The sequence below is a fragment of the Streptomyces solicavernae genome (genome assembly GCF_029968095.1).
Taxonomy (GTDB): Bacteria; Actinomycetota; Actinomycetes; order Streptomycetales; family Streptomycetaceae; genus Streptomyces; species Streptomyces solicavernae.
The window spans coordinates 109,469-131,185 of the sequence record NZ_JASCIR010000018.1 but is presented as its reverse complement, the minus strand read 5'-3'; the positions used below and the strand labels follow the sequence as shown (position 1 = coordinate 131,185).

The following is a 21,717-nucleotide window of genomic DNA, read 5'->3' as shown; positions in this document are numbered from 1 at the left end:
ACCGCTAGGTCTTCTCGACGTACCGCAGCGAGCGCAGCCCGCGCTCCAAGTGCCAGTGCAGATACGCCGACACGAGCCCGCTGCCCTCCCGGACGTGCCGCGCCTCACACGCGTCCGCCGTCGCCCAGTCCCCGGTCAGCAGGGCGCCGAGCAGGCCGATGGCCTCCGCAGAGGGTACGACGCTTCCCGGCACCCGGCACTCGGCGCAGACCACTCCGCCCGCCGCGACCGAGAAGAACCGGTTCGGTCCCGGCATGCCGCACTTCGCGCAGTTCACGAAGCTCGGCGCGTACCCGTTCACGGCGAGCGAGCGCAGCAGGAACGCGTCGAGCACCAGATGCGGGGCGTGCTCCCCGCGCGCGAGCGTCCGCAGCCCGCCGACGAGCAGCAGATACTGCTGCACCGCCGGCTCGCCCTCGTGGTCCGTGAACCGCTCGGCGGTCTCCAGCATCGCCGTACCGGCGGTGTAGCGCGCGTAATCGGTCACGATCCCGCCACCGTAAGCGGCGATCGTCTCACTCTGCGTGCACAACGGCAGGCCGCGGCCGATCAGTTCGCTGCCGCGCGCGAAGAACTGCACGTCCACATGCGAGAACGGTTCGAGCCGCGCACCGAACTTGGACTTCGTACGGCGCACACCTCGCGCCACGGCCCGCACGCGCCCGTGCCCGCGGGTGAGCAGCGTGATGATGCGGTCGGCCTCGCCCAGCTTCTGGGTGCGCAGGACGATCCCATCGTCACGGAAAAGGCTCATGCGTTCATTGTCGCGTACGGGCCGCGGCGCCGGGGCCTCCGGGTCAGGCCCGTTCCCCCGGCTTCGGCAGCGCGGCCGCGATCCGCAGTGCGGTCTCCACGGAACACCGCCCCAATTCCACGAGCGGGCAGGGCGCCTCCCGCGCGTACGAGATCGGATCGAGGCGGAGCGACGGCAATGCGATTCCGACCCTGGCAAATGCGGTACGCAATTCAAGTACGGCTTCGTCGGCTTCCCTCAGGCATTCGAGGGCGTGCCGACCATTCTCATTTTTCGTTTCGCTGTTCATGCGTACAGCGTGCGCTCCCGTGGCTACAGTTCGTAAGAGCGCGGACCCCTACAACTACCGCGCAGAGCAGGGAGGTTGAGCCATGGCCAATGCTCGACGGCATGCGGCTTGGGAGTACTTCGGCGAAGAGCTGAAGCGCCGCCGCGAGGACGCCGGAATCACGCAGGCGGAGTTGGGACATCGGGTGTTCGTGTCCGGCGGATACATCGGCCAGTTCGAACAGGCCATCCGCAAGCCACAATTGGATGTGGCGCAGCGGATTGATGAGGTACTACAAACCGGGGGTTTTTTCGAGCGATTGTGGAAGAAGCTGATCAAGGAGCAGGGTTTCGCCGACTACTTCGAGCATGTGGCGGAACTGGAGCGGCGTGCTGTGAAGATCTGCGACTTCGAGCCTGCGGTCATCCCCGGGCTGTTGCAGACGACCGCTTACTCGCGAGCCCTGATGCGGACGGCCAACCCGTTGGCGACGGACGAGTACATCGAGGAGATGGTCCGCTTCCGCAGCAACCGGGGCTTGATCCTGGAGGACGCTACACGGCCGATGTATTGGGCTGTGCTGCACGAATCCGTGCTGCGGGTCGCCGTGGGCGGTCCCGCCGTGATGGCAGACCAGTTGGACCGCGTCGCGCGCATGGCCCGCGAGCACAAGATCCTCGTTCAGGTGGTGCCGTTCTCGGCCGGTTCCTACCCCTTCATGGGCAAGATGATGAAGCTCATGGAGTTCGAGGACGCCCCGCCAACTGTCTATACAGAGGGGGTGCGTTCAGGAACGCTGCTCGATGATCCAGCCGTGGTGAAGCGCGTACGGGAGGAGTACGATCTGCTCAGGGCTGTCGCGCTACCGCCGGAGACGTCCCTGACTCTGATCGAATCGGCGGCGGAGGACTACAGGCGATGCGCGAGTACGACCTGAGGAATGCTCACTGGCACAAGAGCAGCTACAGCGACCAGCACGGCGGCGACTGCGTCGAGGTCGCCCAAAACCTCCCCGGCATCGTCCCCGTACGCGACACGAAGCTGAGCGGCGACGGCCCCGTACTGCTCGTCCCCGCCCGCAGCTGGGCGGAGTTCATCGAGGCGGTCAAGGCCTGACCGCTACCGGGAGCTCCCCGTGCGCTGCACGGGTGTCGAGTCCGAGCACGCTCCCCACACTCACCCCCTGCGGCGTTACCCTCGGCCTCATGGCCGAACGGGGTGAACAGCCGTACCAGAGTGATGCGTTGGGGCAGTTGCAGCGGGCGCGGGCCGCCAGGCGGGGCGTGGCCGTCGCCGGGGCGGTGATCGCGTTGCTCGGGCCCGCCGTTGTGTGGCTGCGGGTGGCGCGCGGGGTGCCGTTCGGGGCGTGGGGCGTGCCGTGCGTGGTCGCGGTGCTCGTGTGTGCGGGTGCCGTCGTGCTCGCCCGGCGGGGGCGGACCCGGCGAGGTCTCGGTCTGATCGTCGGCGGCGTCGTCCTCGTACTCGCCGGGGATCTGCTCGCCACCGCGACCGTCAGCTGACGCTCACCGTGCCCGCTCAGTGGCCGTCAGCTGACGCTCACCGTGCCCGCCCGGTGGTCCAGGCGAATCCGCACCCTGCGGCCTCCGGCCGTGACGCGGGTACGGACCTGCACGCCCTCCGGAAGGTCCGGCGCGCGGACGCCCGCGTCCAGGCGGGCCCGGTCCAGGATCGCCCGCATCGTCACCGGGTCCGGGCGGGTGCCCACGTACCAGGCGTGGCCCGCGCCGAAGGCGTGCCGGGTGACGGCGGGGCGGCCGTCGGCGTACGTCAGTATCGGCGCCGCCCCCTCCAGGGCCAGCTCCTCCGACCACAGCGTGCCCTCCCCGCCCCCGCCGAACCGCAGCGCGGCGCCCTCCGGCAGCGGGTCGAACTCCTCGACGCGCAGGCCGAGCAGTTCCCGGAACGGGGCCGGGTAGCCGCCGAGGTGGACGCGGTCGTGCGTGTCGGTGATACCGGAGAAGTAGGACATCAGGAGGGTGCCGCCGCCCGCCACATAGGCGCTCAGGCGGTCCGCCGTGGCCCGCTCGACCGAGTACAGGTTCGGGACCAGGAGCAGCTTGTACGGCGAGAAGCCGCGGTCCACCGGCACCACGTCGCAGGGCACCGACGCGTCGTACAGCGGCCGGTGGTGGGCGTGGGCCGTGTCCAGCATGCGGGCGTCGGTGCTCGGGTGGGCGTCCTGCTCCAGGGCCCACCAGTTCGGCCAGTCCAGGAGAAGGGCCGCCTCGGCCCGCTCCGGGACCGAGCCCAACAGGTCCGGGTGCGCGGAGAGTTCGGCGCCAAGGTCCGTGACCTCGCGGAAGATCCGGGTCTCGCGGCCGCCGTGCGGCACCATCGCCGAGTGGAACTTCTCGGCGCCGCCGCGGGACTGCCGCCACTGGAAGAACAGCACCGAGTCCGCGCCGTGCGCCACCGCCTGCCAGCTGTCCAGACGCATCCGGCCGGGCGGCTTGCGGCCGTTGCGGCTACGCCAGTTGACGGCGCTCGGGGCCTGCTCCATCAGCAGCCAGGGCCGGCCGTCCTTCAACCCCCGCATCACGTCGTACGAGAACGCCGCCTCGTGGACGGAGTCCGGGTCGTGCGGGTCCGGGTACGAGTCGTACGAGACGACGTCCAGCTCGCGGGCCCACTTGAAGAGGTCCAGGGTCTTGGCGACCGGGACGAAGTTCGTCGTGACGGGCACCCCTGGGGTCAGGGCGTCCAGTACGGACTTCTCCGCGCGGTAGCAGTCCAGGAGTTCGTCACAGGAGAAGCGGAGGTAGTCCAGCTGTTGGGTGGGGTTGCGGAAGGAGGGGGCGGTGCGCGGGGTGTGGATCTCCTCCCAGTCGCCGTACCGCTGCGACCAGAAGTCCGTGGACCAGGCCGAGTTGAGGGCGTCCAGGGTCCCGTAGCGGGCGCGCAGCCAGCGGCGGAAGGCGGCCGTGGACACCTCGCAGTGGCAGTGCCGGGAGATGTGGCAGCCGAACTCGTTGCCGATGTGCCACAGGGCGAGCGCCGGGTGGTCCGCGTACCGCTTGGCGAGCTGTTCGACGAGCCGGGTCGCATGCGCGCGGAACACCGGGCTCGACGGGCACCAGTGCTGGCGCGAGCCGGGGTGCAGGCGGGTGCCGTCGGCCATGACCGGCAGGGTCTCGGGGTGCAGCCGGGCCAGCCAGGGCGGCGGTGACGCGGTCATCGTGGCGAGGCAGACGGCGACCGAGGCGTCCGCGAGGCGGTCCAGGTGGGCGTCGAGCCAGCCGAAGTCGTAGGCGCCGGGGGCGGGTTCGGACTTCGCCCAGGAGAAGATGCCGACGGTCGCGAGGTTGACGCCCGCCTCGCGCATCAGCTCCGTGTCCTCGGCGTGCGTCTCGGGTCCCCACTGCTCGGGGTTGTAGTCCCCGCCGTACGCGAGCGAGCCGAGCTTGTCGTAGAAGTGGGCGAGCCGGTCCGGCCCGTCGTGCAGTGCGTTCACCTGACCCCCAGTGTGGCTTGTCCCGAGCGTGCCTCGATGCCCCGGAAGTGGTCCGCCATGGCCCGCTCCGCGCCCGCCACGTCCCGCGCGCGCAGGGCGGTGAGGATGTCCCGGTGACGGCAGGCGGTGACCGCGGGCGCCGGGTCGCTGGTCCAGCCGCGCACCTTCGCCACGCGGTGGTAGACGTTCCAGAACGCCGCGAGGAGCTGCGGGACCAGGGCGTTGCCGAGTGTGTCGTACAGCGTCTCGTGGAACGTGCGGTCCAGGTCCGGGAAGGCCTCGCCCGCGCGGGCGGCCCCCTCCATCCGGCCGACTATGGACTCAAGGCGGGCCAGCCCGTCGTCCCCGATGCCGTCCGCGACGCGCCGGATCAGGCCCTCCTCCAGGACTTCGCGGATCTGCAGGATCTCGGTGAGCGCGGCGTGGTCGTCGGCGACACCGGCGAGGGTGCGGAAGGTGAGGCCGTCCACGAGCGGGGTGAGCGAGGCCTGGCCGACGTACGTGCCGTAGCCGTGTCTGATCTCCACGATGTCCAGGGCCTGGAGCGCCTTCAGCGCCTCGCGTACGGAATTTCTGCTCACGCCGAGGCTCTCCATCAGCTCCGCCTCGGTGGGCAGCGGGGCGCCGGGGGGAAGTCTGCGGTCGAGGATCAGCTGCATGACGTCACGCCGGATCTGGGTGCCCACGCGCCGTTCCCCGGCAGCGGCCTGCCTCGTGTTCCTTGGCTCCTCGGACATGCGGGACAGCGTAAGGCCGCGGGACGTCCCACGTCCCACGTCGGGAGCAAACTTCGTACGGAAGAGCCCCGTTGACGATTCGGGGACGGCGCGGGGGCGGCACGGGGGCGCCCCGGAGGCCCCTCGGGCCGATCCTTGCGCGATCTCTTGACCGGCCACCGCGCCCCTCTTATGGTCGCGCTACCCCCCTAGACGTAGGACGTGGGATCTCTCACCGCCCACTCCGAACGCCTGACTCTCAACGCCTCACTCTCAACGCCCCACTTTTCCCCGGGACTTGGAGCCACCGTGAGCGACGCGACCTACGGACGGGCGCTGCACCGCCGGTCCTTCCTCCAGTACTCCGGCGCCATCGGCGCGGCCACAGCCATCACCACGACCCTCTCCGCCTGCTCGGCCGGCCCCCAGTCGACCACCGGCGGCGGCAAGGGCGGCCTCGACACCCTGACCGCGGTCATCGGCTATGGGAACGACGGCAGTTGGGACCCGACGCAGACCGCGTCCGCGTTCTCGATGGCCGCCAACCACCACATCTACGAGGGCCTCCTGGACACCGACCCGATCAGCCGCGAGCCCTACGCGGCGCTCGCCACCGGGATTCCGCAGAACCTGGACTCGGCCACGCGTTGGCAGTTCACGCTGCGCGCGGGCGCGAAGTGGCACGACGGCAAGCCGGTCACCGCCGACGACGTGGTGTTCACCTTCGACCGCATCCTCGACCCGGACACCGTGTCCCTCGCCCAGGGCTTCTTCCGGTCCTGGCTGAAGGAGGCCAGGAAGGTCGACGAGCAGACCGTGGAGCTGGTCCTCAAGTTCCCGTTCCCGGACGGCGCCGCGCGGCTCACTCTCGCCAAGATCATGCCGAAGCACGTCTTCTCGAAGCCGGGCGCCTGGAAGAAGGCGATCACGGGCCTCGCCGTCGGCTCGGGCCCGTACCGGCAGACCGCGCACCATTCCAAGTCCAACACCACCTTCGAGGCGTTCGCGGAGTACAACGGGCCGCGCAAGGCGGCGTTCAAGAAGATGAACTGGCTGACGATCGTGGACGCCGCACCCCGGGTCGCCAAGATCTCCGGCGACGGCGCGGGCGCGCAGATCGCCGACAACGTCCCGTACGCCAATATCGCCCAGCTGGAGAAGGACGGTCTGAAGGTCGAGGGCGGCGCCGGGATGAACCATCTGTTCCTGATGTTCAACACGGCCCACAAGCCGTTCGACGACGTCCGCGTCCGGCAGGCTCTGCACTACGCCGTCGACCGGGACAAGATGATCTCGGCCGCGCTCAGGGGCCACGGCAAGGCGTCCACCTCCTTCCTCGACGAGGGCAACCCCTCGTACCGCCCGGCGAAGACGGTCTACGCGTATGACCCGGAGAAGGCCCGGCAGCTCCTCAAGGAGGCCGGGGTGACCGGGCTGAAGGTCACGCTGATGGCCGTGAACGTCAGCTGGATCATGGACTGCCTGCCGACCATCGAGGAGTCCTGGCGCAAGATCGGCGTCGAGACGACCCTCGCACCGCAGGAGACCGCCGCCCTGTTCACCAAGCTCGACCAGAAGAAGGACTTCCAGGTCGTCGCGGCCGCCTCCAACCCGAACCAGTTCGGCGTCGAGGCCGACCTGATCATGCACTACAACTACGGTCCCGAGAACCTCTGGATGACGTACGCCCGCTGGGCGGAGAACTCCGAGGCCAAGAAGCTGTTCACGATGATGGACCAGGCCACGCGCGAGGCCGACGCCGGGAAGAAGAAGGCGATGGTCCAGGAGTACATCGACGTCGTCGCGGAGAACGCCGTGATCTACCCGGTCGTCCACAACGAGCTCATGACGGCCTGGGACCCGGACAAGCTCACCGGCGTCCGCGCCCAGCCCTATCCCGGCATCAACCTGCTGCAGGCGAAACCCGCCGGCTGAGACCTGGGACAGCCGACCAAGCCAACCGACCTTGCGACGAGGGACGTTCGTATGGTTCAGATCGCCAGGATCCTGGCCCGCCGCATCGCCCTGCTCGTCCCGCTGATGCTGGGCATCGTGCTGTTCGTGTTCCTCGTGATGCGGTTCTCGGACATCGACCCGGCCGCCGCGTTCTTCATGGGCGCCAACCCCACCCCGGAGCAACTGCACGCCTTCCGGGAGGAGCACGGCCTGCTCGACCCGCTGCCGGTGCGGTACGTGGCGTTCGTCGGCGATCTGCTCCAGGGCGACATGGGCATCAGCGTCCTCACCCGGGCGCCGGTGCTCGACCAGGTCAGCACCGCGCTGCCGCTCACCATGCAGCTCACGTTCCTGGGGCTCGGCATCGGGGTGGTGCTCTCCCTGGTCCTCGGCGTCACCGCGGCCATCTACCGCGACCGCCTGCCCGACCAGCTGATCCGCCTCCTGTCCCTGACGGGCGTCGCGGCGCCCGGCTTCTGGCTGGCGCTGCTGATGATCCAGTACCTGGCCGTGGGCGCGGGCTGGTTCCCGACCAGCGGGTACGTCAACCCGGCCGACTCGTTCACCGGCTGGCTGAAGACCATGACGCTGCCCGCGTTCGCCCTGTCCCTGCCGGTCGCCGCCCAGCTCACCCGGATCGTACGGACCGCGGTCGTGGAGGAGCTGGACAAGGACTACGTCCGCACGGCGATCGGCAGCGGGCTCCCGCCGGTCGTCGTGGTCGGGCGGAACGTGCTGCGCAACGCCCTGATCAACCCGCTGACGGTGCTCGGCCTGCGGTTCGGCTATCTGCTCGGCGGCGCGGTCGTCACCGAGACGATCTTCGCCCTTCCCGGCATGGGCAACCTGATGATCACGGCCGTGAAGAACGGCGACCCGGCCGTCGTCCAGGGCGTGGTGATCACCACGGCCCTCGGCTTCGTCGTCGTGAACCTGGCGATCGACATCCTGTACCTCCTGGTCAACCCCCGGTTGAGGAGCGCCGCGTGAGAAGTCGAAAGCACCTGGCTCAGGCGCTGTCCCGGCCCGGCCTCCGGCTGCGCGGCCTCAGCCGGCTGCCGGTCCTGTCCCGGGTCGCGGTCGCCGTCATCGGCGTCGTCGTCCTGACGGCCGTCCTCGCCCCGCTGCTCGCCCCGCACGACCCGCTCGACCAGGCCCCGATGGCCGACGGCACCGGCAGCCCGTCCGGCGCGCACTGGATGGGCCAGGACAGCCTCGGCCGTGACATCCTCAGCCGGCTGATGTACGGGGCGCGGCTCTCCCTCGTCATCGGGCTCGGCGCGACCCTGCTCGGCCTGGTCGCGGGCGCGGTCCTCGGGGCGGTCGCGGCGACCTCGCGCAAGTCGGTGGACGAGTTCATGATGCGCTGCCTCGACATCGTCATGGCGTTCCCCGGCATCGCCCTCGCGGCCGTCCTCATCGCGGTGTTCGGCGGCAGCATCCCGGTCCTGATCCTCGCCATCGCGTTCCTCTACACCCCGCCGATCGCCCGCGTGGTCCGCGCCAACGTGCTGGACCAGTACGGCGAGGACTACGTGACGGCCGAGCGGGTCATCGGCGCCCGCACCCCGCACATCGTCCTCAAGCACGTGGCCGTCAACTGTGCCGCGCCGATCCTGGTGTTCTGCACCGTGCAGGTCGCCGAGGCAATCGTCTTCGAGGCCTCGCTGTCGTTCATCGGCGCGGGCGTCGCACCGCCCGACCCGTCCTGGGGCAGCGTCATCGCCGACGGCAAGAACATGGTGCTCACGGGAGGCTGGTGGGCGACCGTCTTCCCGGGCCTGTTGATGCTGGTCACCGTGCTCGCCCTGAACGTCCTCTCCGAGGGCGTCTCGGACGCGTGGGCCGCTCCGGCCGCCCGTGACGTGCCCTCCCGGCGGGCCCGTACGCAGGACGAGCTGGAGGCCGCCGAGCCGGGCACCGGGAAGGTGCCCCAGCTCCCGGGCCTGACGGAGGCGGCCGCCCGCCTGCGCGCCCGCGCCCGCCCGCTGCCCCCCGGGCCGCCCGTCCTGGAGGTCACCGACCTCGCGATCGGCTTCGACGCCCGGCACGGCGGTACGGACATCGTCGACGGCATCAGCTTCGACGTACGCCCCGGTGAAGTCCTGGGCCTGGTCGGCGAGTCCGGCTGCGGCAAGTCGCTGACCGCGCTCACCGTGATGGGGCTGCAGCCGAAGGGGGCCCGGGTGCGGGGCCGAGTGGCCTTCGACGGGCAGGAGTTGACGAACCTGCCGATGAGCGCGCGGCGCCGCCTGCTCGGCCACGACATGGCGATGGTCTACCAGGACGCGCTGTCGTCCCTGAACCCGTCGATGACGATCCGCGCCCAGCTGAAGCAGGTGGTCCGGCGAGGGGGCGCCCGCTCGCCGGTGGAGCTCCTGGAGCTCGTCGGCCTGGACCCCGAGCGCACCCTGCGCAGCTACCCCCACGAACTCTCCGGCGGCCAGCGCCAGCGCGTCCTGATCGCCATGGCCCTGTCCCGCAACCCGAAGCTGATCGTCGCCGACGAGCCGACGACGGCGCTCGACGTGACGGTCCAGGCCCAGGTCATCGAGCTGCTGCTGCGGCTGCGCGCGGAGCTCGGCTTCGCCCTGATCCTGGTCTCGCACGACCTGGCGCTCGTCGCGGACGTCACGGACCGGGTGGTGGTGATGTACGGCGGCCAGATCGTGGAGACGGGCGTCACCGCGGACCTGGTCGCCGCCCCGGCCCACCACTACACCCGCGGCCTGCTCGGCTCGGTCCTGTCCCTGGAGTCCGCTGCGCAGCGCCTCACACAGATCAGGGGTGTGGTGCCGTCGCCGGCGGACTTCCCGGCGGGCTGCAGATTCGCGGACCGGTGCCCGCTTGCGGAGGCGGTGTGCCGTACGACTCCTCCGGCCCTGCGCGGCCCGTCCCGCGCCCATGCGGTGGCTTGCCATCATCCGGCGATCGCGTTGGCGGCGCCGGAGCCCAGGGGAAGCGAGAGGGTGCGGTGAGCGGGGCCCGGGGTGCAGCCTCCGGAGCCGTCCGCAGGACTTTCGGGAAGGGGCGGGGCGGGGAGAACCCACCCCCGGCAGGAAGGCGAGGCACCAAGTGACGGCCCCACTGGCCCAGTTGAAGAACGTCCACGTACAACACCGAGCCCGCTCCGGAGGAATCCTCTCCCGCGACCGCGTGCATGCCCTGACCGCCGCCGGCCTCACCCTCACCCCCGGCGAAACAGTGGGCATCGTCGGCGAGTCCGGCTGCGGCAAGTCCACCCTCGCCAAGGTCCTGGTCGGCGTGGAGAAACCCACCACCGGCACCGTCGAGTTCGGCGGCAAGGACCTCTGGACGATGCCCCCCGCCGAGCGCCGCGCAGCGGTCGGCACCGGCGCCGGCATGATCTTCCAGGACCCGTCGACCGCCCTGAACCGCCGCCTGACCGTACGCCGCATCCTGCGCGACCCGCTCGACGTCCACCGCCGCGGCACTCCGGCCGAACGCGAGGCCCGCGTACGGGAGTTGATGCATCTGGTCGGCCTGCCCGAGGTGCTCGCCGACGGGCTGCCCGGCCAGCTCTCCGGCGGCCAGCGCCAGCGGGTGGCGATCGCCCGCGCCCTCGCCCTGAGCCCCCGCCTCGTCGTCGCCGACGAACCCACCAGCGCCCTGGACGTCTCCGTGCGCGCCCAGATCCTCAACCTCCTCCTCGACCTGAAGGAGCGCCTGGGCCTCGCCCTGGTCTTCGTCTCGCACGACATCCAGACGGTGCGGCGGATGAGCGACCGTGTCATCACCATGTACCTGGGCCGGATCGTCGAGGAGTCCCCCGCCGCCGAGGTCACCCGCTCCCGCCACCCGTACACCCGCGCCCTGTTCTCGGCGACGCCGGGCCTTCTGGACCCCATCGACCCGATCCCGCTGATCGGCCCGGTGCCGTCCGCGACGCGTCCGCCGAGCGGCTGCCCGTTCCGTACGCGGTGCTGGAAGGCGGACGCGGAGTGCGCGGAGAGCATGCCGGACTTCACCGCGTCCGAAGCGGGCACCCCGGGCCACCGCTTCCGCTGCCACCACCCCGTGGACGACGGCCAGTCGACCCACGAACTCGTCACCCAGGCCGCCGCCACGGCCGTGACACAGGAGGCTCCATGACCCGTCCGACCTCTGAGGCCTCGCTCACCGGTGTCGTCCCCCCTGTCTGCACCCCGCTGACACCGGAGCACGAGGTGGACGTCGGCTCACTGGTCCGGCTCGTGGACCACCTGGCGGGCGCGGGGGTGGACGGCCTGTTCGTCCTCGGCTCGTCCTCCGAGGCCGCGTACCTCCCGGACCGCCACCGCCGTACGGTCGTCGAGACGGTGGTCGCCCACGTGGCCGGTCAACTCCCCGTCCTCGCCGGGGCGATCGACATGGCCACCCCTCGCGTACGGGACCACGTGGACGCCGTGACGGCGGCGGGCGCGGACGCGGTGGTCGTCACGGCGCCCTTCTACACCCGCACGCACCCGGCGGAGATCGTCACGCACTTCCGCACCCTGGCCGCCGCGTCGCCGGTCCCGGTGTTCGCGTACGACCTGCCGGTCTCGGTGCACACGAAGCTCCCCGCCGACCTCCTGCTCGGCCTGGCCGCCGAAGGCGCGCTCGCCGGCGTCAAGGACTCCAGCGGCGACGAGGGCGCCTTCCGCGAGCTGCTGCTCGCCGCCCGTGCCCGTACGGACATCACCGGCTTCCGTGTGCTCACCGGCGCGGAACTCACGGTCGACGCGGCGCTCGCGATGGGCGCGGACGGTGTCGTCCCCGGCCTCGGCAATGTGGACCCGGAAGGATATGTACGCCTGTACACGGCCTGTCGTGCCGGGGACTGGGACCGGGCCAGGGCCGAACAGGAGCGCCTGTGCGCGCTCTTCAGGATGACCGGAGTCGGCGCCCCGTCCCGCATGGGCGGCTCGTCCTCGGCCCTCGGCGCGTTCAAGGCGGCGCTGCATCTGCGGGGCGTGATCGCCTGCCCGGCCACCGCGGTGCCGCAGGTGCAGCTGTCGCCGGAGGAGGTGGGCGAGGTCGGGAAGTATCTGGCGGCGGCCGGGTTGCTCTAGGCCGTGTCAGGGCCTAGGACTCCCCCAGCTCCCCCACCGCATACCGCCGGAAATCGATCGCTGCGCCAGACCGCCGATACCCGTGCCCCAGGCGTGAGTTGACGGCCCTACGACGGCATCCGCGCCGACTCAAGGACCCGCTCCACCTCGTCCGCCCCGATCGTCAGCGCATGGCCCACCGTCGCCAGCACCTCCCGCTCGGCCGCGGTGTACGGGCCGTCCGCGAGGGCGATGCGGGCCGCCTGGAGGAGGATGGACTCGCGGCCCGCGGGGGCGAGGTGGGGGGCGAGCGGGTCGAGGGACTCGTGGAGCTCTATGGCGAGCGTGACGCCCGCGTCGTCCATGGGGCTCTCCACGGGGCCGTCGCCGGTCGTGACGCGGCCGGTGTCGGCGGCGAGGGCGTCGACCAGGGAGCTCAGCTGGTCCCCGGTGCAGTCGACGTACCCGGCGGAGCGCACCGCTCCGACAGCGATGTCGAGCGCCGTGCGGGAGGCGGTGCCGCCCGCGGTGAGGACGGCGAGGGCGACGGTGTGCACGGCGTCCCTGAGCATGGCCGAGAACCGCACGGTGGTCGGATGGTCGAGGCAGTCCGTGCCGAAGCGCCCCGCGCAGGACACGCACTCGACGACCGGTCCGGCGACACCGCGCGCGAGCAGCGGAAGGCCGAGCACGATGAAGCGTCGACGGCCGGTGCGGCGCTGGTAGTTGCGGTCGCCGCCGCAGCCGGGGCAGAAGAACTCCCCGTCGCCGACGGTGGTCCATGCGGTGCGGATCCCCCAGATACGTGGTTCCCCGACACGTCGTCCCAGGCCTGGCAGCACGCCGCACCTCCGTAACAACTCGGCAACGTCGCCGTATTGACGTGATGTTAGCCACACTGGTGTTGCGGCGTCAGCACCTTGAACAGCACATGGCCAAGACCAGTCGGCGGCGAACACGTACGGAACGGAAATGGCCCCGCTCATCGGACGGATGAGCGGGGCCCGAGCGCACAGGCCCGTACGGCCTCAGGAGGCCCGTAAAGCCTTACCTGCCCGCGCGGTTGACCGCGGAGACGACCGCCTTCAGGGAGGCGCGCGTGGTGTTGGCGTCGATGCCGATGCCCCACATGACCTTGTCGCCGATGGCGCACTCGATGTACGAGGCGGCCTGCGCGGAGGCGCCCTCGCTCATCGTGTGCTCCTGGTAGTCCAGCAGGCGTACGTCGATGCCGATGCCCTGCAGCGCCTCGAAGAAGGCCGAGATCGGACCGTTGCCGGTGCCGGTCAGGGTGGTCTCCCGGCCGTCCACGACCGCGTCGACGGTGAGGGTGTCCACGCCGTCCTTGTCGGTGGTGGTCTGCCCGGAGCGCAGCTGGATGCGTCCCCATCGAGCCGCGGCGTCGGCCTCGTTCGGCAGGTACTCGTCCTGGAAGGCGGCCCAGATCGCGCCCGGTGTGACCTCGCCGCCCTCGGCGTCGGTCTTGGCCTGGATCAGCCTGGAGAACTCGATCTGCATCCGGCGCGGCAGGTCCAGCTTGTGGTCGTTCTGCAGGACGTACGCGATACCGCCCTTGCCGGACTGCGAGTTGACGCGGATGACCGCCTCGTACGAGCGGCCGACGTCCTTCGGGTCGATCGGCAGGTACGGCACGGCCCACTCGATGTCGTCGACCGTCCTGCCCGCGGCCTCGGCGCGCGTGTCCATCGACTCGAAGCCCTTCTTGATGGCGTCCTGGTGGGAGCCGGAGAAGGCGGTGTAGACCAGGTCGCCCGCGTAGGGGTGGCGCGGGTGGACCTCCATCTGGTTGCAGTACTCGGCCGTGCGACGGATCTCGTCGATGTCCGAGAAGTCGATCTCGGGGTCCACGCCCTGCGAGAACAGGTTCATGCCCAGGGTGACCAGGTCGACGTTGCCGGTGCGCTCGCCCTGGCCGAACAGGCAGCCCTCGACGCGGTCGGCGCCGGCCATCACGGCCAGCTCGGCGGCGGCGACGGCGGTGCCGCGGTCGTTGTGCGGGTGCACGGACAGGCACACGTACTCGCGGCGGGTCAGGTTGCGGCCCATCCACTCGAAGCGGTCCGCGTGCGTCGACGGGGTCGAGCGCTCCACCGTGGCGGGCAGGTTCAGGATGATCTCGCGGTCCGGGCCGGGCTGCCACTCGTCGCAGACGGCCTCGCAGACCTCCAGGGCGAAGTCCAGCTCGGTGTCGGTGAAGATCTCCGGGCTGTACTGGTAGCCGAAGACGGTCTCCGGGCCCAGCAGCTTCTCCGCGTACTCCATGACCAGCCGCGTGCCGTCCACGGCGATCTGCTTGACCTGCTCGCGGGAGCCGCGGAAGACGACCTCGCGCCAGACGGGGGCGGTCGCGTTGTACAGGTGCACGGTGGCGCGCTTGGCGCCGACCAGGGACTCGACGGTCCGCTCGATCAGCTCCTCGCGGGCCTGCGTCAGGACGGAGATGGTCACGTCGTCCGGGATCGCGCCCTCTTCGATGATCGAGCGCACGAAGTCGAAGTCCGTCTGCCCGGAGGAGGGGAAGCCGACCTCGATCTCCTTGTAGCCCATGCGTACCAGCAGGTCGAACATCTCGCGCTTGCGGGCGGGCGACATCGGGTCGATCAGGGCCTGGTTGCCGTCGCGCAGGTCGGTGGAGAGCCAGCGGGGGGCCTTGGTGATCCGGTTCTCCGGCCAGGTGCGGTCCGCGATGTCCACCGCGTCGTAGCCGCGGTACTTGTGGATCGGCATGGCGGTGGGCTGCTGGAAGTTCGGCATTGCGTGGGGCTCCTCGTGGGGTCCGCGGGGGACGGCCGACGGTCGTGCGTGCACCACTCGACTCCGCGGGGAGGGGGTCGGCCTACGACTACAGGCCCTCGCCGCGGCAGCTAAGGAGAAGCAGCCCGAAACGCATGATGAGAGGGAGAGTAGCCGAGACCTGCCGGTGCGCGTCGACCCGTATCAGTATGCGGGACCGGGGTGAGGTAACGGCCTGAACGTGACGATTACCTCTAATTCGTCAAACCCCGTAGCGGGTAGTGACACGACGATCACCGAATGCCACGGTGGAGGGATGGACCTCACGCGACCGGGCTCCGCGCCCGTCTACTGCACCATCGTCCCGCCCCACCTCCTCGACCGGCTCTCGCAGGCCGAGAACCCGGCCGTCGCCGGGGCCGCCCGCCGCACCCTGCTCCAGGACGAGGCGAACCGCTCCCGCCGCCTCACCACGGCCGCCGCCACCGTCCGCCCCACCGTCGCCCGAGCGGCCGACGCGAAGCCGGACCGCACGATCCACGACGCGCAGAACGGCACGGAACTGCCCGGCACGATCGTCCGCTCGGAGGGCGAGGAGCCCGGCCGGGACGCCACCGTCAACCGCGCCTACGCCGGACTCGGCGCCACCTTCGACCTGTTCCTGAAGGGCTACGAGCGCAACTCCATCGACGGCAACGGCCTCCCGCTGATCGCGACCGTCCACTACGACGAGAAGTACGGAAACGCCTTCTGGGACGGCAAGCAGATGGTGTTCGGCGACGGTGACGGCGAGATCTTCCTCGACTTCACCATCCCCGTCGACGTGATGGCGCACGAGCTCACCCACGGCGTCACGCAGTACACCGCGAACCTCGCCTACTCCGGCCAGTCCGGCGCGCTCAACGAGTCCGTCTCCGACGTGTTCGGCTCGCTGGTCAAGCAGCACACCCTCGGCCAGACCGCCGACCAGGCCGACTGGCTGATCGGCGAGGGCCTGCTCGCCCCCGGCGTCCAGGGCGTCGCCCTGCGCTCCATGAAGGCCCCGGGCACGGCGTACGACGACGACGTCCTCGGCAAGGACCCGCAGCCGGCGCACATGGACGACTACGTCGACACCGAGCAGGACAACGGCGGCGTGCACATCAACTCCGGCATCCCCAACCACGCCTTCTACCTCCTCGCCACCCGCCTCGGCGGCCACGCCCGGGAGCGCGCGGGCCAGATCTGGTACGACGTCCTGACCGGCGGCGAGCTCGCGGTGGACTGCACCTTCGCCGACTTCGCCAAGGCCACGATCGACAAGGCCGCCGAGCGGTACGGCCGGGGCGAGGCACACGAGGCGGTCGTGAAGGCCTGGTCCGAGGTCGGGGTGCCGACCGCGTAAGGCATGCGGGGACCGGCCGCGGGGGGTAGACAGGAACCATGCGCATCCACGTCAAACGAACGGGCGGCTTCGCCGGGATCGAGCGGGACGCCTCGGTCGACACGGCCGGCCTGTCCGACGCCGAGGCCTGGCGGACCCTCGCCGAGCAGGCCCGGACCGAAGGCAGTGACGAACCTCCGGTCGGAGTGCCGGACGGGTTCTGCTACCAGATCACCGTCGACGACCGCACCTTCTACTGCTCGGACCCCCGGCTCACGGACGAGCAGCGCCACCTGATCACCAGGGTCCTGAAGGAAGGCTCGTAGGGCAGGTTCCGGACCCTCCGGGAGGGGCGGTTCCGGGCCCTCCGGGAGGGGCGGTTCCGGACCCTCCGGGAAGGGCGGTTCCGGACCCTCCGGGAAGGGCGGGCGGGAAGTCCAACAACCCGCCCGCCCCTACCCGTTGACACCTTACTCACGGTTACGCATGATCCCGCGCATGGCAGCCAGCGCGAGCACCGGAACGAACAGCGGCACGAGCACCGGCAGTAGCACCGGCCCGGGCACCGGCCCGAGCGGCACCGCCCTCCCCCGCTTCCCCGGGGACTTCCTCTGGGGTGTCTCCACCTCCGCCCACCAGATCGAGGGCGCCGCCGACCTGCGCGGCCGCTCCGTGTGGGACGCCTTCACGGCCGTGCCCGGCCGCGTGAAGGACGGTTCGACGGCCGACGTGGCCTGCGACCACTACCACCGGTACCGCGAGGACGTCGCCCTGATCCGCGGCCTCGGCGTCGGCGCGTACCGCTTCTCCGTCTCCTGGCCCCGGGTGCAGCCCACCGGCGCGGGCCGGGTCAGCGAGCGGGGCCTGGACTTCTACGACCGGCTCGTGGACGAGCTGTGCGCGGCGGGCGTACGCCCCGTGCCGACGCTGTTCCACTGGGACACCCCGCTCGTCCTGGAGGAGGCGGGCGGCTGGCGGCGCCGCGACACGGCCGAGCGGTTCGCGCAGTACGCGGCCGTGGTCGCCGAGCGGATCGGGGACCGGGTGCCGACCTGGATCACCCTCAACGAACCCGCCGAGCACACCCTCCTCGGGCACGCGCTCGGCGCCCACGCGCCCGGGCAACGGCTGCTCTTCGACGCGCTGCCCGTCGCCCACCACCAGCTGCTCGGCCACGGCCTCGCCGTCCAGGCGCTGCGCGCGGCGGGCGCGGACCACCTCGGCATCGCCAACTCGCACGGCCCGACCTGGGCCGCCTCCGACGAGCCCGCCGACCGCGAGGCCGCCGACTTCTACGACCTGCTCCTCAACCGGCTCTTCGCCGACCCGCTGCTCCTCGGCCGCTACCCCGACGGCATCGCCGAACTCCTCGACACCCCCGGCCTCGACGCCGACCTGAAGGTGATCTCCGCGCCCCTCGACTGGTACGGCGTCAACTACTACCAGCCGACCAGGGTGGGCGCGGCCGGCACCGGCCCCGAGGAGTTCTCCGGCGTGGCCATCCCGCCCGGACTTCCCTTCGCGCCGCAGGAGATCGAGGGGTACCCGCGCACCGCCTTCGGCTGGCCCGTCGTCCCCGAGGCCTTCACCGAGCTGCTGCTCGCCCTCCGTGAACGGTACGGCGACCGGCTCCCGCCCCTGCTGATCACCGAGAACGGCTGCTCGTACGACGGACTCGACGACCAGGACCGCATCGCCTTCCTCGACGGCCATCTGCGCTCCCTGCACCGGGCGTTGGCGGCGGGCGTCGACGTACGCGGCTACTTCGTCTGGTCGCTGCTCGACAACTTCGAGTGGGCGGAGGGCTACCGGCAGCGGTTCGGCCTCGTCCACGTCGACTACGCCACCCTGGAGCGCACCCCGAAGGCGTCGTACGCGTGGCTGCGCGAGGCGCTCCGGGCCCAGCGGTGACCGCTCTCGCCGAACCCGAGCCCGAGCCCGAGCCCGAACCCGAACCCGAGCCCGAACCCGTCACCCGGGTCGGCCGCGGCTGGACCTCGGCGCTGTGCCTGGCCAACGGGGCGATCTGGGTGGGCTGGTACGGGCCGCTGCAGATCCTGCTCGCCCTCCAGGCCGCCGAGCTCGCCCCGGCCGGCACGTCGAAGGAGACCGTCCTCGCCTGGGTCACCGGGGCGGGCGCGGTCGTCTCGCTCGCCGCGAACCCGCTGTTCGGCGCGGTCTCGGACCGCACGACGGGACGCTTCGGGCGGCGCGCGCCGTGGATCGCGGCGGGCGCGGTGAGCGGGGCGGGGGCACTCCTTGTCACCGGCGCGGCGGGCTCGGTGGCGGTGCTCGCGCTCGGCTGGTGCCTGGTCCAGCTCACCCTGAACGCCGCGTTCGCCGCGGTCACGGCGGCCGTGCCGGACCGGGTGCCGCGACTCCAACGCGGCTCGGTCGGCGGCTGGTTGGGCACCACGCAGCTCCTCGGCGTGGTCCTCGGCACGGCCCTCGCCACCGCCGTCGGCGGCGTCTTCGCGGGCTACGCGGCGTGCGCGCTGTTCACTGCTCTCGGTGTCCTGCCGTACGTCCTGCTGCACCGCGAGCCGCGGCTTCCGGCGGAGGAACGTCCTGCGTTCGCGTGGGGGCCGTTCCTGCGCGGCTTCTGGATCAGCCCGCGCCGCCACCCGGACCTGGCCTGGGCGTGGCTCACCCGGTTCCTGATCAACCTGGGCAACACGCTGGTCCTGCTCTATCTCTTGTACTACCTGCGCGACCGGCTCCGTCACCCGGACCCGGAGCAGGGCGTGCTGATCCTCACGGCGGTCAACGGCGTCACCATGCTCGCCACGGTCGTGGCCGGCGGTGCCTGGTCGGACCGGGTCGGGCGCCGCAAGCCGTTCGTTCTCTGGTCGGGGCTGCTGATGGCGGCGGCCACCGGGCTGCTCGCGGTCTGGCAGACCTGGCCGGGCGCGGTCGTCGCGGCGGTCGTCCTGGGTCTGGCGTTCGGGGTGTTCACCTCGGTCGACTTCGCGCTGATGACGGACGTACTGCCGCGCGCCGCCGACCGCGGCAAGGACCTCGGCGTGATCAACATCGCCAACTCCCTGCCCCAGGTCGCCGCCCCGGCACTGGCGGCGACAGTGGTGGCGGTGGGCGGGTACCGGGTGCTCTACCTGGTGGCGGCGGGGATCGGGGTGGCGGGGGCGGTGCTTGTGGGGCGGATCAAGGGGGTGCGCTGACGCGTCCCCGCTTCAGCAGCCTGCGGCTCAGAACCCGAGCTTCCTGAGCTGCTTGGGGTCGCGCTGCCAGTCCTTCGCCACCTTGACGTGCAGGTCGAGGAAGACCGGCGTCCCGAGCAACGCCTCGATGTGCTTGCGGGACTTCATCCCGACTTCCTTCAGCCGCTTGCCCTTGGGGCCGATGATGATGCCCTTCTGGCTGGGCCGCTCGATGTAGACGAACGCGTGGATGTCGAGCAGCGGCCGGTCCGCCGGGCGGTCCTCGCGGGGCAGCATCTCCTCGACGACCACGGCGATGGAGTGCGGCAGCTCGTCCCGTACGCCTTCGAGCGCGGCCTCGCGGATCAGCTCGGCCACCATGACCTGCTCCGGCTCGTCCGTGAGGTCGCCCTCCGGGTACAGCGCCGGGCTCTTCGGCAGCAGCGGCGTGATCAGCTCGGCCAGCAGGTCCACCTGGCCGGCCCCTCTCCCACCACCACCCTTGCCCGAGGGACTGCGTCCCGCCCCTTCTTCTGCACCGACCGCCGATACGGGCACGATCTCGGCCCACTCCATGCCGAGCTCCTTGCCGAGCTGGTCGATCGCGATGAGCTGCTCGGCGAGCTGCTTGGAGTCGACCAGGTCGGTCTTGGTGACGATGGCGATCTTCGGAGTCTTCTTGATGGACGCGAGTTCCTTGGCGATGAACCGGTCGCCGGGGCCCAGCTTCTCGTTGGCCGGCAGGCAGAAACCGATCACGTCGACCTCGGCCCAGGTCGTACGGACCACGTCGTTGAGCCGCTCGCCGAGCAGGGTGCGCGGCTTGTGCAGGCCCGGGGTGTCGACCAGGATCAGCTGCGCGTCCGGGCGGTGCACGATGCCGCGGACCGTGTGCCGGGTGGTCTGCGGGCGGTTGGAGGTGATGGCGACCTTCGTACCGACGAGGGCGTTGGTCAGGGTCGACTTGCCCGCGTTCGGCCGCCCGACGAAGCAGGCGAAGCCCGCGCGGTGGTCGGTGGCCTGGGGCTCGGACTCGGCCGGGGAAGGTGCGCTCATGGCGACCATTGTCCCCGATGCGGGGACCCCCGGCCGACCGGGCCTCATGACCCGGCCGGCCGGGCCTCATGACCCGGCCGGCCGGTCCCTTCGGTGCGCTGCCGGTCAGTCGAAGACGAACGGTCCGGGCGCGAGCGCTGCGGTGGAGTTGCAGGTCACGGTGATGCCCGAGACCACCAGCTGGAGGGAGCCCGGGTGGTCGAGGGAGTCACCGGAGGCGACGGTCCCGGTCAGCGGCCCGGAGTCGACCCCGCCGCCGGCCTCCATCGCCGGGTTGCTCTTGCCGGTGAACGTCGCGGTGGAGCCGTCGGCCTTGGTCAGGGTGAGGGTCGACTCGACCGTGTTCGCCCCGACGGCCACGGGCGTAGTGATCTCCGACGAGGTGACGGTGATGGTGCCGGTCGTGCCGCTCTGGGTCGCGGTCAGGGTGACCCCTCCGCTGCCGTAGATGCCGCAGTCGGCCTGCGTGGTGGCCTCGCCGGGCGCGACGGCGGCGGCGCCGGGTGCCAGGACGAAACCGGCGAGGGCGAGGGAGCCCGTGGCGAGTGCGACACCCAGGGTTCTGCCCCTGCTGGTGCGGGTGCTGGTGCTGGTGCTGCGCTTCATCGGTTCACCTTCCCGTTCGTGGGGAGTGCTCGTGGGGTGAGCTGGTCAGGTGCGGTGCGCGCGCATAGGACATTGAGGCGCGGGTGGCCTGTGATGACAAGGCCAAGCCCCTTGATTCTTCGGTGACTTGGGAAGACTGTTCAGCTTCGGCTCGGCTTTGGCGAGAACACGGCGGAGGGCGGCCGGAAACCGGCCGCCCTCCGCATCGGCAGCTGTTCAGCCCGCGCTGACCGTCACGACGACCTCGCCGTCGAGCCCGGCAAGCAGCACCGGCGTCTGGGCGCCGCCCAGGTCGCGCACGGCCGCGCGGTCCTCGTCGGAGACCGCCCCGGCCTCGCTGACGACGGCCGCCGCCTCCAGGGACTTGGCCCCGCTGGCCACGGCCATCGCGACGGCGGTGCGCAGCGCGCTCAGCTTCAGCGAGTCGAGGTCGACGCTGCCGGCGACGTACGTACGGCCCGTCTCGTCCCGCACGGCAGCGCCCTCCGGCACTCCGTTGCGGGCCCGGGCGGAACGGGCGAGGGTGACGATCTTGCGGTCCTCGGGACCGAGGGCGTTTTCGCTCATGGACCCGAGCATAC

The 21,717-nt window shown here is 71.1% G+C and carries 21 protein-coding genes; 12 read left to right on the top strand and 9 right to left on the bottom strand.

The window, feature by feature from the left end; genetic code table 11:
• Positions 1-4: 4 nt before the first annotated feature.
• Together recO and QIS99_RS20965 are read right to left on the bottom strand one after the other, a co-directional pair.
• Positions 5-754 (bottom strand): DNA repair protein RecO, encoded by a 750-nt coding sequence (gene recO, locus QIS99_RS20970; protein ID WP_282515106.1) that lies wholly within the window; start codon positions 752-754, stop codon positions 5-7.
• Positions 755-797: 43 nt separating this feature from the next.
• Positions 798-1,043: a hypothetical protein gene (locus QIS99_RS20965; RefSeq protein ID WP_282515105.1), complete on the bottom strand. Its 246-nt coding sequence runs from the start codon at positions 1,041-1,043 to the stop codon at positions 798-800.
• 82 nt (positions 1,044-1,125) lie between these two features.
• Between QIS99_RS20965 and QIS99_RS20960 the strand changes: the two genes are divergently transcribed.
• The 3 genes from QIS99_RS20960 to QIS99_RS20950 all read left to right on the top strand — a co-directional run bounded on the left by QIS99_RS20960 (position 1,126) and on the right by QIS99_RS20950 (position 2,542).
• A complete protein-coding gene (locus tag QIS99_RS20960; protein WP_282515104.1) occupies positions 1,126-1,959 on the top strand; it encodes a helix-turn-helix domain-containing protein in 834 nt (277 codons plus the stop codon).
• Positions 1,941-2,138, top strand: a complete 198-nt coding sequence (locus QIS99_RS20955; RefSeq protein ID WP_282515103.1) for a DUF397 domain-containing protein — start codon at positions 1,941-1,943, stop codon at positions 2,136-2,138. The genes QIS99_RS20960 and QIS99_RS20955 overlap by 19 nt, the downstream gene beginning before the upstream one ends.
• An 89-nt stretch (positions 2,139-2,227) precedes the next feature.
• Positions 2,228-2,542 (top strand): hypothetical protein, encoded by a 315-nt coding sequence (locus tag QIS99_RS20950; protein WP_282515102.1) that lies wholly within the window; start codon positions 2,228-2,230, stop codon positions 2,540-2,542.
• A 26-nt stretch (positions 2,543-2,568) separates the two neighbouring features.
• Here QIS99_RS20950 and QIS99_RS20945 read toward each other — a convergent pair whose 3' ends face one another.
• Both QIS99_RS20945 and QIS99_RS20940 read right to left on the bottom strand, forming a co-directional pair.
• On the bottom strand, positions 2,569-4,494 hold the full coding sequence (locus QIS99_RS20945) for a beta-galactosidase (protein ID WP_282515101.1): 1,926 nt from the start codon (positions 4,492-4,494) through the stop codon (positions 2,569-2,571).
• Complete coding sequence (locus QIS99_RS20940; RefSeq protein ID WP_282515100.1) at positions 4,491-5,231, bottom strand: FadR/GntR family transcriptional regulator; 741 nt, start codon at positions 5,229-5,231, stop codon at positions 4,491-4,493. Before QIS99_RS20940 ends, QIS99_RS20945 begins: the two co-directional genes overlap by 4 nt.
• 288 nt (positions 5,232-5,519) lie before the next feature.
• Between QIS99_RS20940 and QIS99_RS20935 the strand changes: the two genes are divergently transcribed.
• From QIS99_RS20935 to QIS99_RS20915, 5 genes are all read left to right on the top strand, one after another.
• Positions 5,520-7,145: an ABC transporter substrate-binding protein gene (locus QIS99_RS20935; RefSeq protein WP_282515099.1), complete on the top strand. Its 1,626-nt coding sequence runs from the start codon at positions 5,520-5,522 to the stop codon at positions 7,143-7,145.
• Between the two features lie 51 nt (positions 7,146-7,196).
• Positions 7,197-8,156, top strand: coding sequence for an ABC transporter permease (locus tag QIS99_RS20930; protein WP_282515098.1), 960 nt, complete (start codon positions 7,197-7,199; stop codon positions 8,154-8,156).
• Positions 8,153-10,144 (top strand): dipeptide/oligopeptide/nickel ABC transporter permease/ATP-binding protein, encoded by a 1,992-nt coding sequence (locus QIS99_RS20925; RefSeq protein WP_282515097.1) that lies wholly within the window; start codon positions 8,153-8,155, stop codon positions 10,142-10,144. Before QIS99_RS20930 ends, QIS99_RS20925 begins: the two co-directional genes overlap by 4 nt.
• A 97-nt stretch (positions 10,145-10,241) precedes the next feature.
• Positions 10,242-11,279 (top strand): oligopeptide/dipeptide ABC transporter ATP-binding protein, encoded by a 1,038-nt coding sequence (locus QIS99_RS20920; RefSeq protein ID WP_282515096.1) that lies wholly within the window; start codon positions 10,242-10,244, stop codon positions 11,277-11,279.
• Positions 11,276-12,220: a dihydrodipicolinate synthase family protein gene (locus tag QIS99_RS20915; protein WP_282515095.1), complete on the top strand. Its 945-nt coding sequence runs from the start codon at positions 11,276-11,278 to the stop codon at positions 12,218-12,220. Before QIS99_RS20920 ends, QIS99_RS20915 begins: the two co-directional genes overlap by 4 nt.
• Before the next feature lie 107 nt (positions 12,221-12,327).
• Here the strand turns inward: QIS99_RS20915 and QIS99_RS20910 are convergent, their stop codons facing one another.
• Positions 12,328-13,041: a TerB family tellurite resistance protein gene (locus QIS99_RS20910; protein WP_282515094.1), complete on the bottom strand. Its 714-nt coding sequence runs from the start codon at positions 13,039-13,041 to the stop codon at positions 12,328-12,330.
• Between the two features lie 205 nt (positions 13,042-13,246).
• Positions 13,247-14,974, bottom strand: a complete 1,728-nt coding sequence (gene leuA, locus QIS99_RS20905) for a 2-isopropylmalate synthase (RefSeq protein ID WP_282515093.1) — start codon at positions 14,972-14,974, stop codon at positions 13,247-13,249.
• 295 nt (positions 14,975-15,269) lie between these two features.
• Between leuA and QIS99_RS20900 the strand changes: the two genes are divergently transcribed.
• The 4 genes from QIS99_RS20900 to QIS99_RS20885 all read left to right on the top strand — a co-directional run bounded on the left by QIS99_RS20900 (position 15,270) and on the right by QIS99_RS20885 (position 19,495).
• Positions 15,270-16,337 carry a M4 family metallopeptidase gene (locus QIS99_RS20900; protein WP_282515092.1) on the top strand — a complete coding sequence of 356 codons (1,068 nt, stop codon included), beginning with the start codon at positions 15,270-15,272 and terminating at the stop codon, positions 16,335-16,337.
• Positions 16,338-16,375: 38 nt separating this feature from the next.
• On the top strand, positions 16,376-16,642 hold the full coding sequence (locus QIS99_RS20895; protein ID WP_282515091.1) for a protealysin inhibitor emfourin: 267 nt from the start codon (positions 16,376-16,378) through the stop codon (positions 16,640-16,642).
• Between the two features lie 172 nt (positions 16,643-16,814).
• Positions 16,815-18,227 carry a GH1 family beta-glucosidase gene (locus QIS99_RS20890; protein ID WP_282515090.1) on the top strand — a complete coding sequence of 471 codons (1,413 nt, stop codon included), beginning with the start codon at positions 16,815-16,817 and terminating at the stop codon, positions 18,225-18,227.
• Entirely contained in the window at positions 18,224-19,495 is a 1,272-nt protein-coding gene (locus tag QIS99_RS20885; protein WP_282515089.1) for an MFS transporter, read from the top strand. The genes QIS99_RS20890 and QIS99_RS20885 overlap by 4 nt, the downstream gene beginning before the upstream one ends.
• 27 nt (positions 19,496-19,522) lie before the next feature.
• Here QIS99_RS20885 and QIS99_RS20880 read toward each other — a convergent pair whose 3' ends face one another.
• From QIS99_RS20880 to QIS99_RS20870, 3 genes are all read right to left on the bottom strand, one after another.
• A complete protein-coding gene (locus tag QIS99_RS20880) occupies positions 19,523-20,539 on the bottom strand; it encodes a GTPase Era (RefSeq protein ID WP_282515088.1) in 1,017 nt (338 codons plus the stop codon).
• 96 nt (positions 20,540-20,635) lie between these two features.
• The gene (locus QIS99_RS20875) at positions 20,636-21,136 is read right to left on the bottom strand and encodes a hypothetical protein (RefSeq protein WP_282515087.1); all 501 of its coding nucleotides are present in this window, start codon (positions 21,134-21,136) and stop codon (positions 20,636-20,638) included.
• A 216-nt stretch (positions 21,137-21,352) separates the two neighbouring features.
• On the bottom strand, positions 21,353-21,703 hold the full coding sequence (locus tag QIS99_RS20870; protein WP_282515086.1) for a cytidine deaminase: 351 nt from the start codon (positions 21,701-21,703) through the stop codon (positions 21,353-21,355).
• Positions 21,704-21,717 lie beyond the last annotated feature (14 nt).

Excerpts from the sequence above, each read along its gene's own strand:
- QIS99_RS20930 (WP_282515098.1), top strand. The coding sequence starts at position 7,197 with ATGGTTCAGATCGCCAGGATCCTGGCCCGCCGCATCGCCCTGCTCGTC.
- QIS99_RS20965 (WP_282515105.1), bottom strand. The coding sequence starts at position 1,043 with ATGAACAGCGAAACGAAAAATGAGAATGGTCGGCACGCCCTCGAATGC.
- QIS99_RS20875 (WP_282515087.1), bottom strand. The coding sequence starts at position 21,136 with ATGAAGCGCAGCACCAGCACCAGCACCCGCACCAGCAGGGGCAGAACC.
- QIS99_RS20950 (WP_282515102.1), top strand. The coding sequence starts at position 2,228 with ATGGCCGAACGGGGTGAACAGCCGTACCAGAGTGATGCGTTGGGGCAG.
- QIS99_RS20955 (WP_282515103.1), top strand. The coding sequence starts at position 1,941 with ATGCGCGAGTACGACCTGAGGAATGCTCACTGGCACAAGAGCAGCTAC.
- recO (WP_282515106.1), bottom strand. The coding sequence starts at position 754 with ATGAGCCTTTTCCGTGACGATGGGATCGTCCTGCGCACCCAGAAGCTG.
- QIS99_RS20890 (WP_282515090.1), top strand. The coding sequence starts at position 16,815 with ATGGCAGCCAGCGCGAGCACCGGAACGAACAGCGGCACGAGCACCGGC.
- QIS99_RS20870 (WP_282515086.1), bottom strand. The coding sequence starts at position 21,703 with ATGAGCGAAAACGCCCTCGGTCCCGAGGACCGCAAGATCGTCACCCTC.
- QIS99_RS20895 (WP_282515091.1), top strand. The coding sequence starts at position 16,376 with ATGCGCATCCACGTCAAACGAACGGGCGGCTTCGCCGGGATCGAGCGG.
- QIS99_RS20915 (WP_282515095.1), top strand. The coding sequence starts at position 11,276 with ATGACCCGTCCGACCTCTGAGGCCTCGCTCACCGGTGTCGTCCCCCCT.
- QIS99_RS20960 (WP_282515104.1), top strand. The coding sequence starts at position 1,126 with ATGGCCAATGCTCGACGGCATGCGGCTTGGGAGTACTTCGGCGAAGAG.
- leuA (WP_282515093.1), bottom strand. The coding sequence starts at position 14,974 with ATGCCGAACTTCCAGCAGCCCACCGCCATGCCGATCCACAAGTACCGC.
- QIS99_RS20880 (WP_282515088.1), bottom strand. The coding sequence starts at position 20,539 with ATGGTCGCCATGAGCGCACCTTCCCCGGCCGAGTCCGAGCCCCAGGCC.
- QIS99_RS20940 (WP_282515100.1), bottom strand. The coding sequence starts at position 5,231 with ATGTCCGAGGAGCCAAGGAACACGAGGCAGGCCGCTGCCGGGGAACGG.
- QIS99_RS20900 (WP_282515092.1), top strand. The coding sequence starts at position 15,270 with ATGGACCTCACGCGACCGGGCTCCGCGCCCGTCTACTGCACCATCGTC.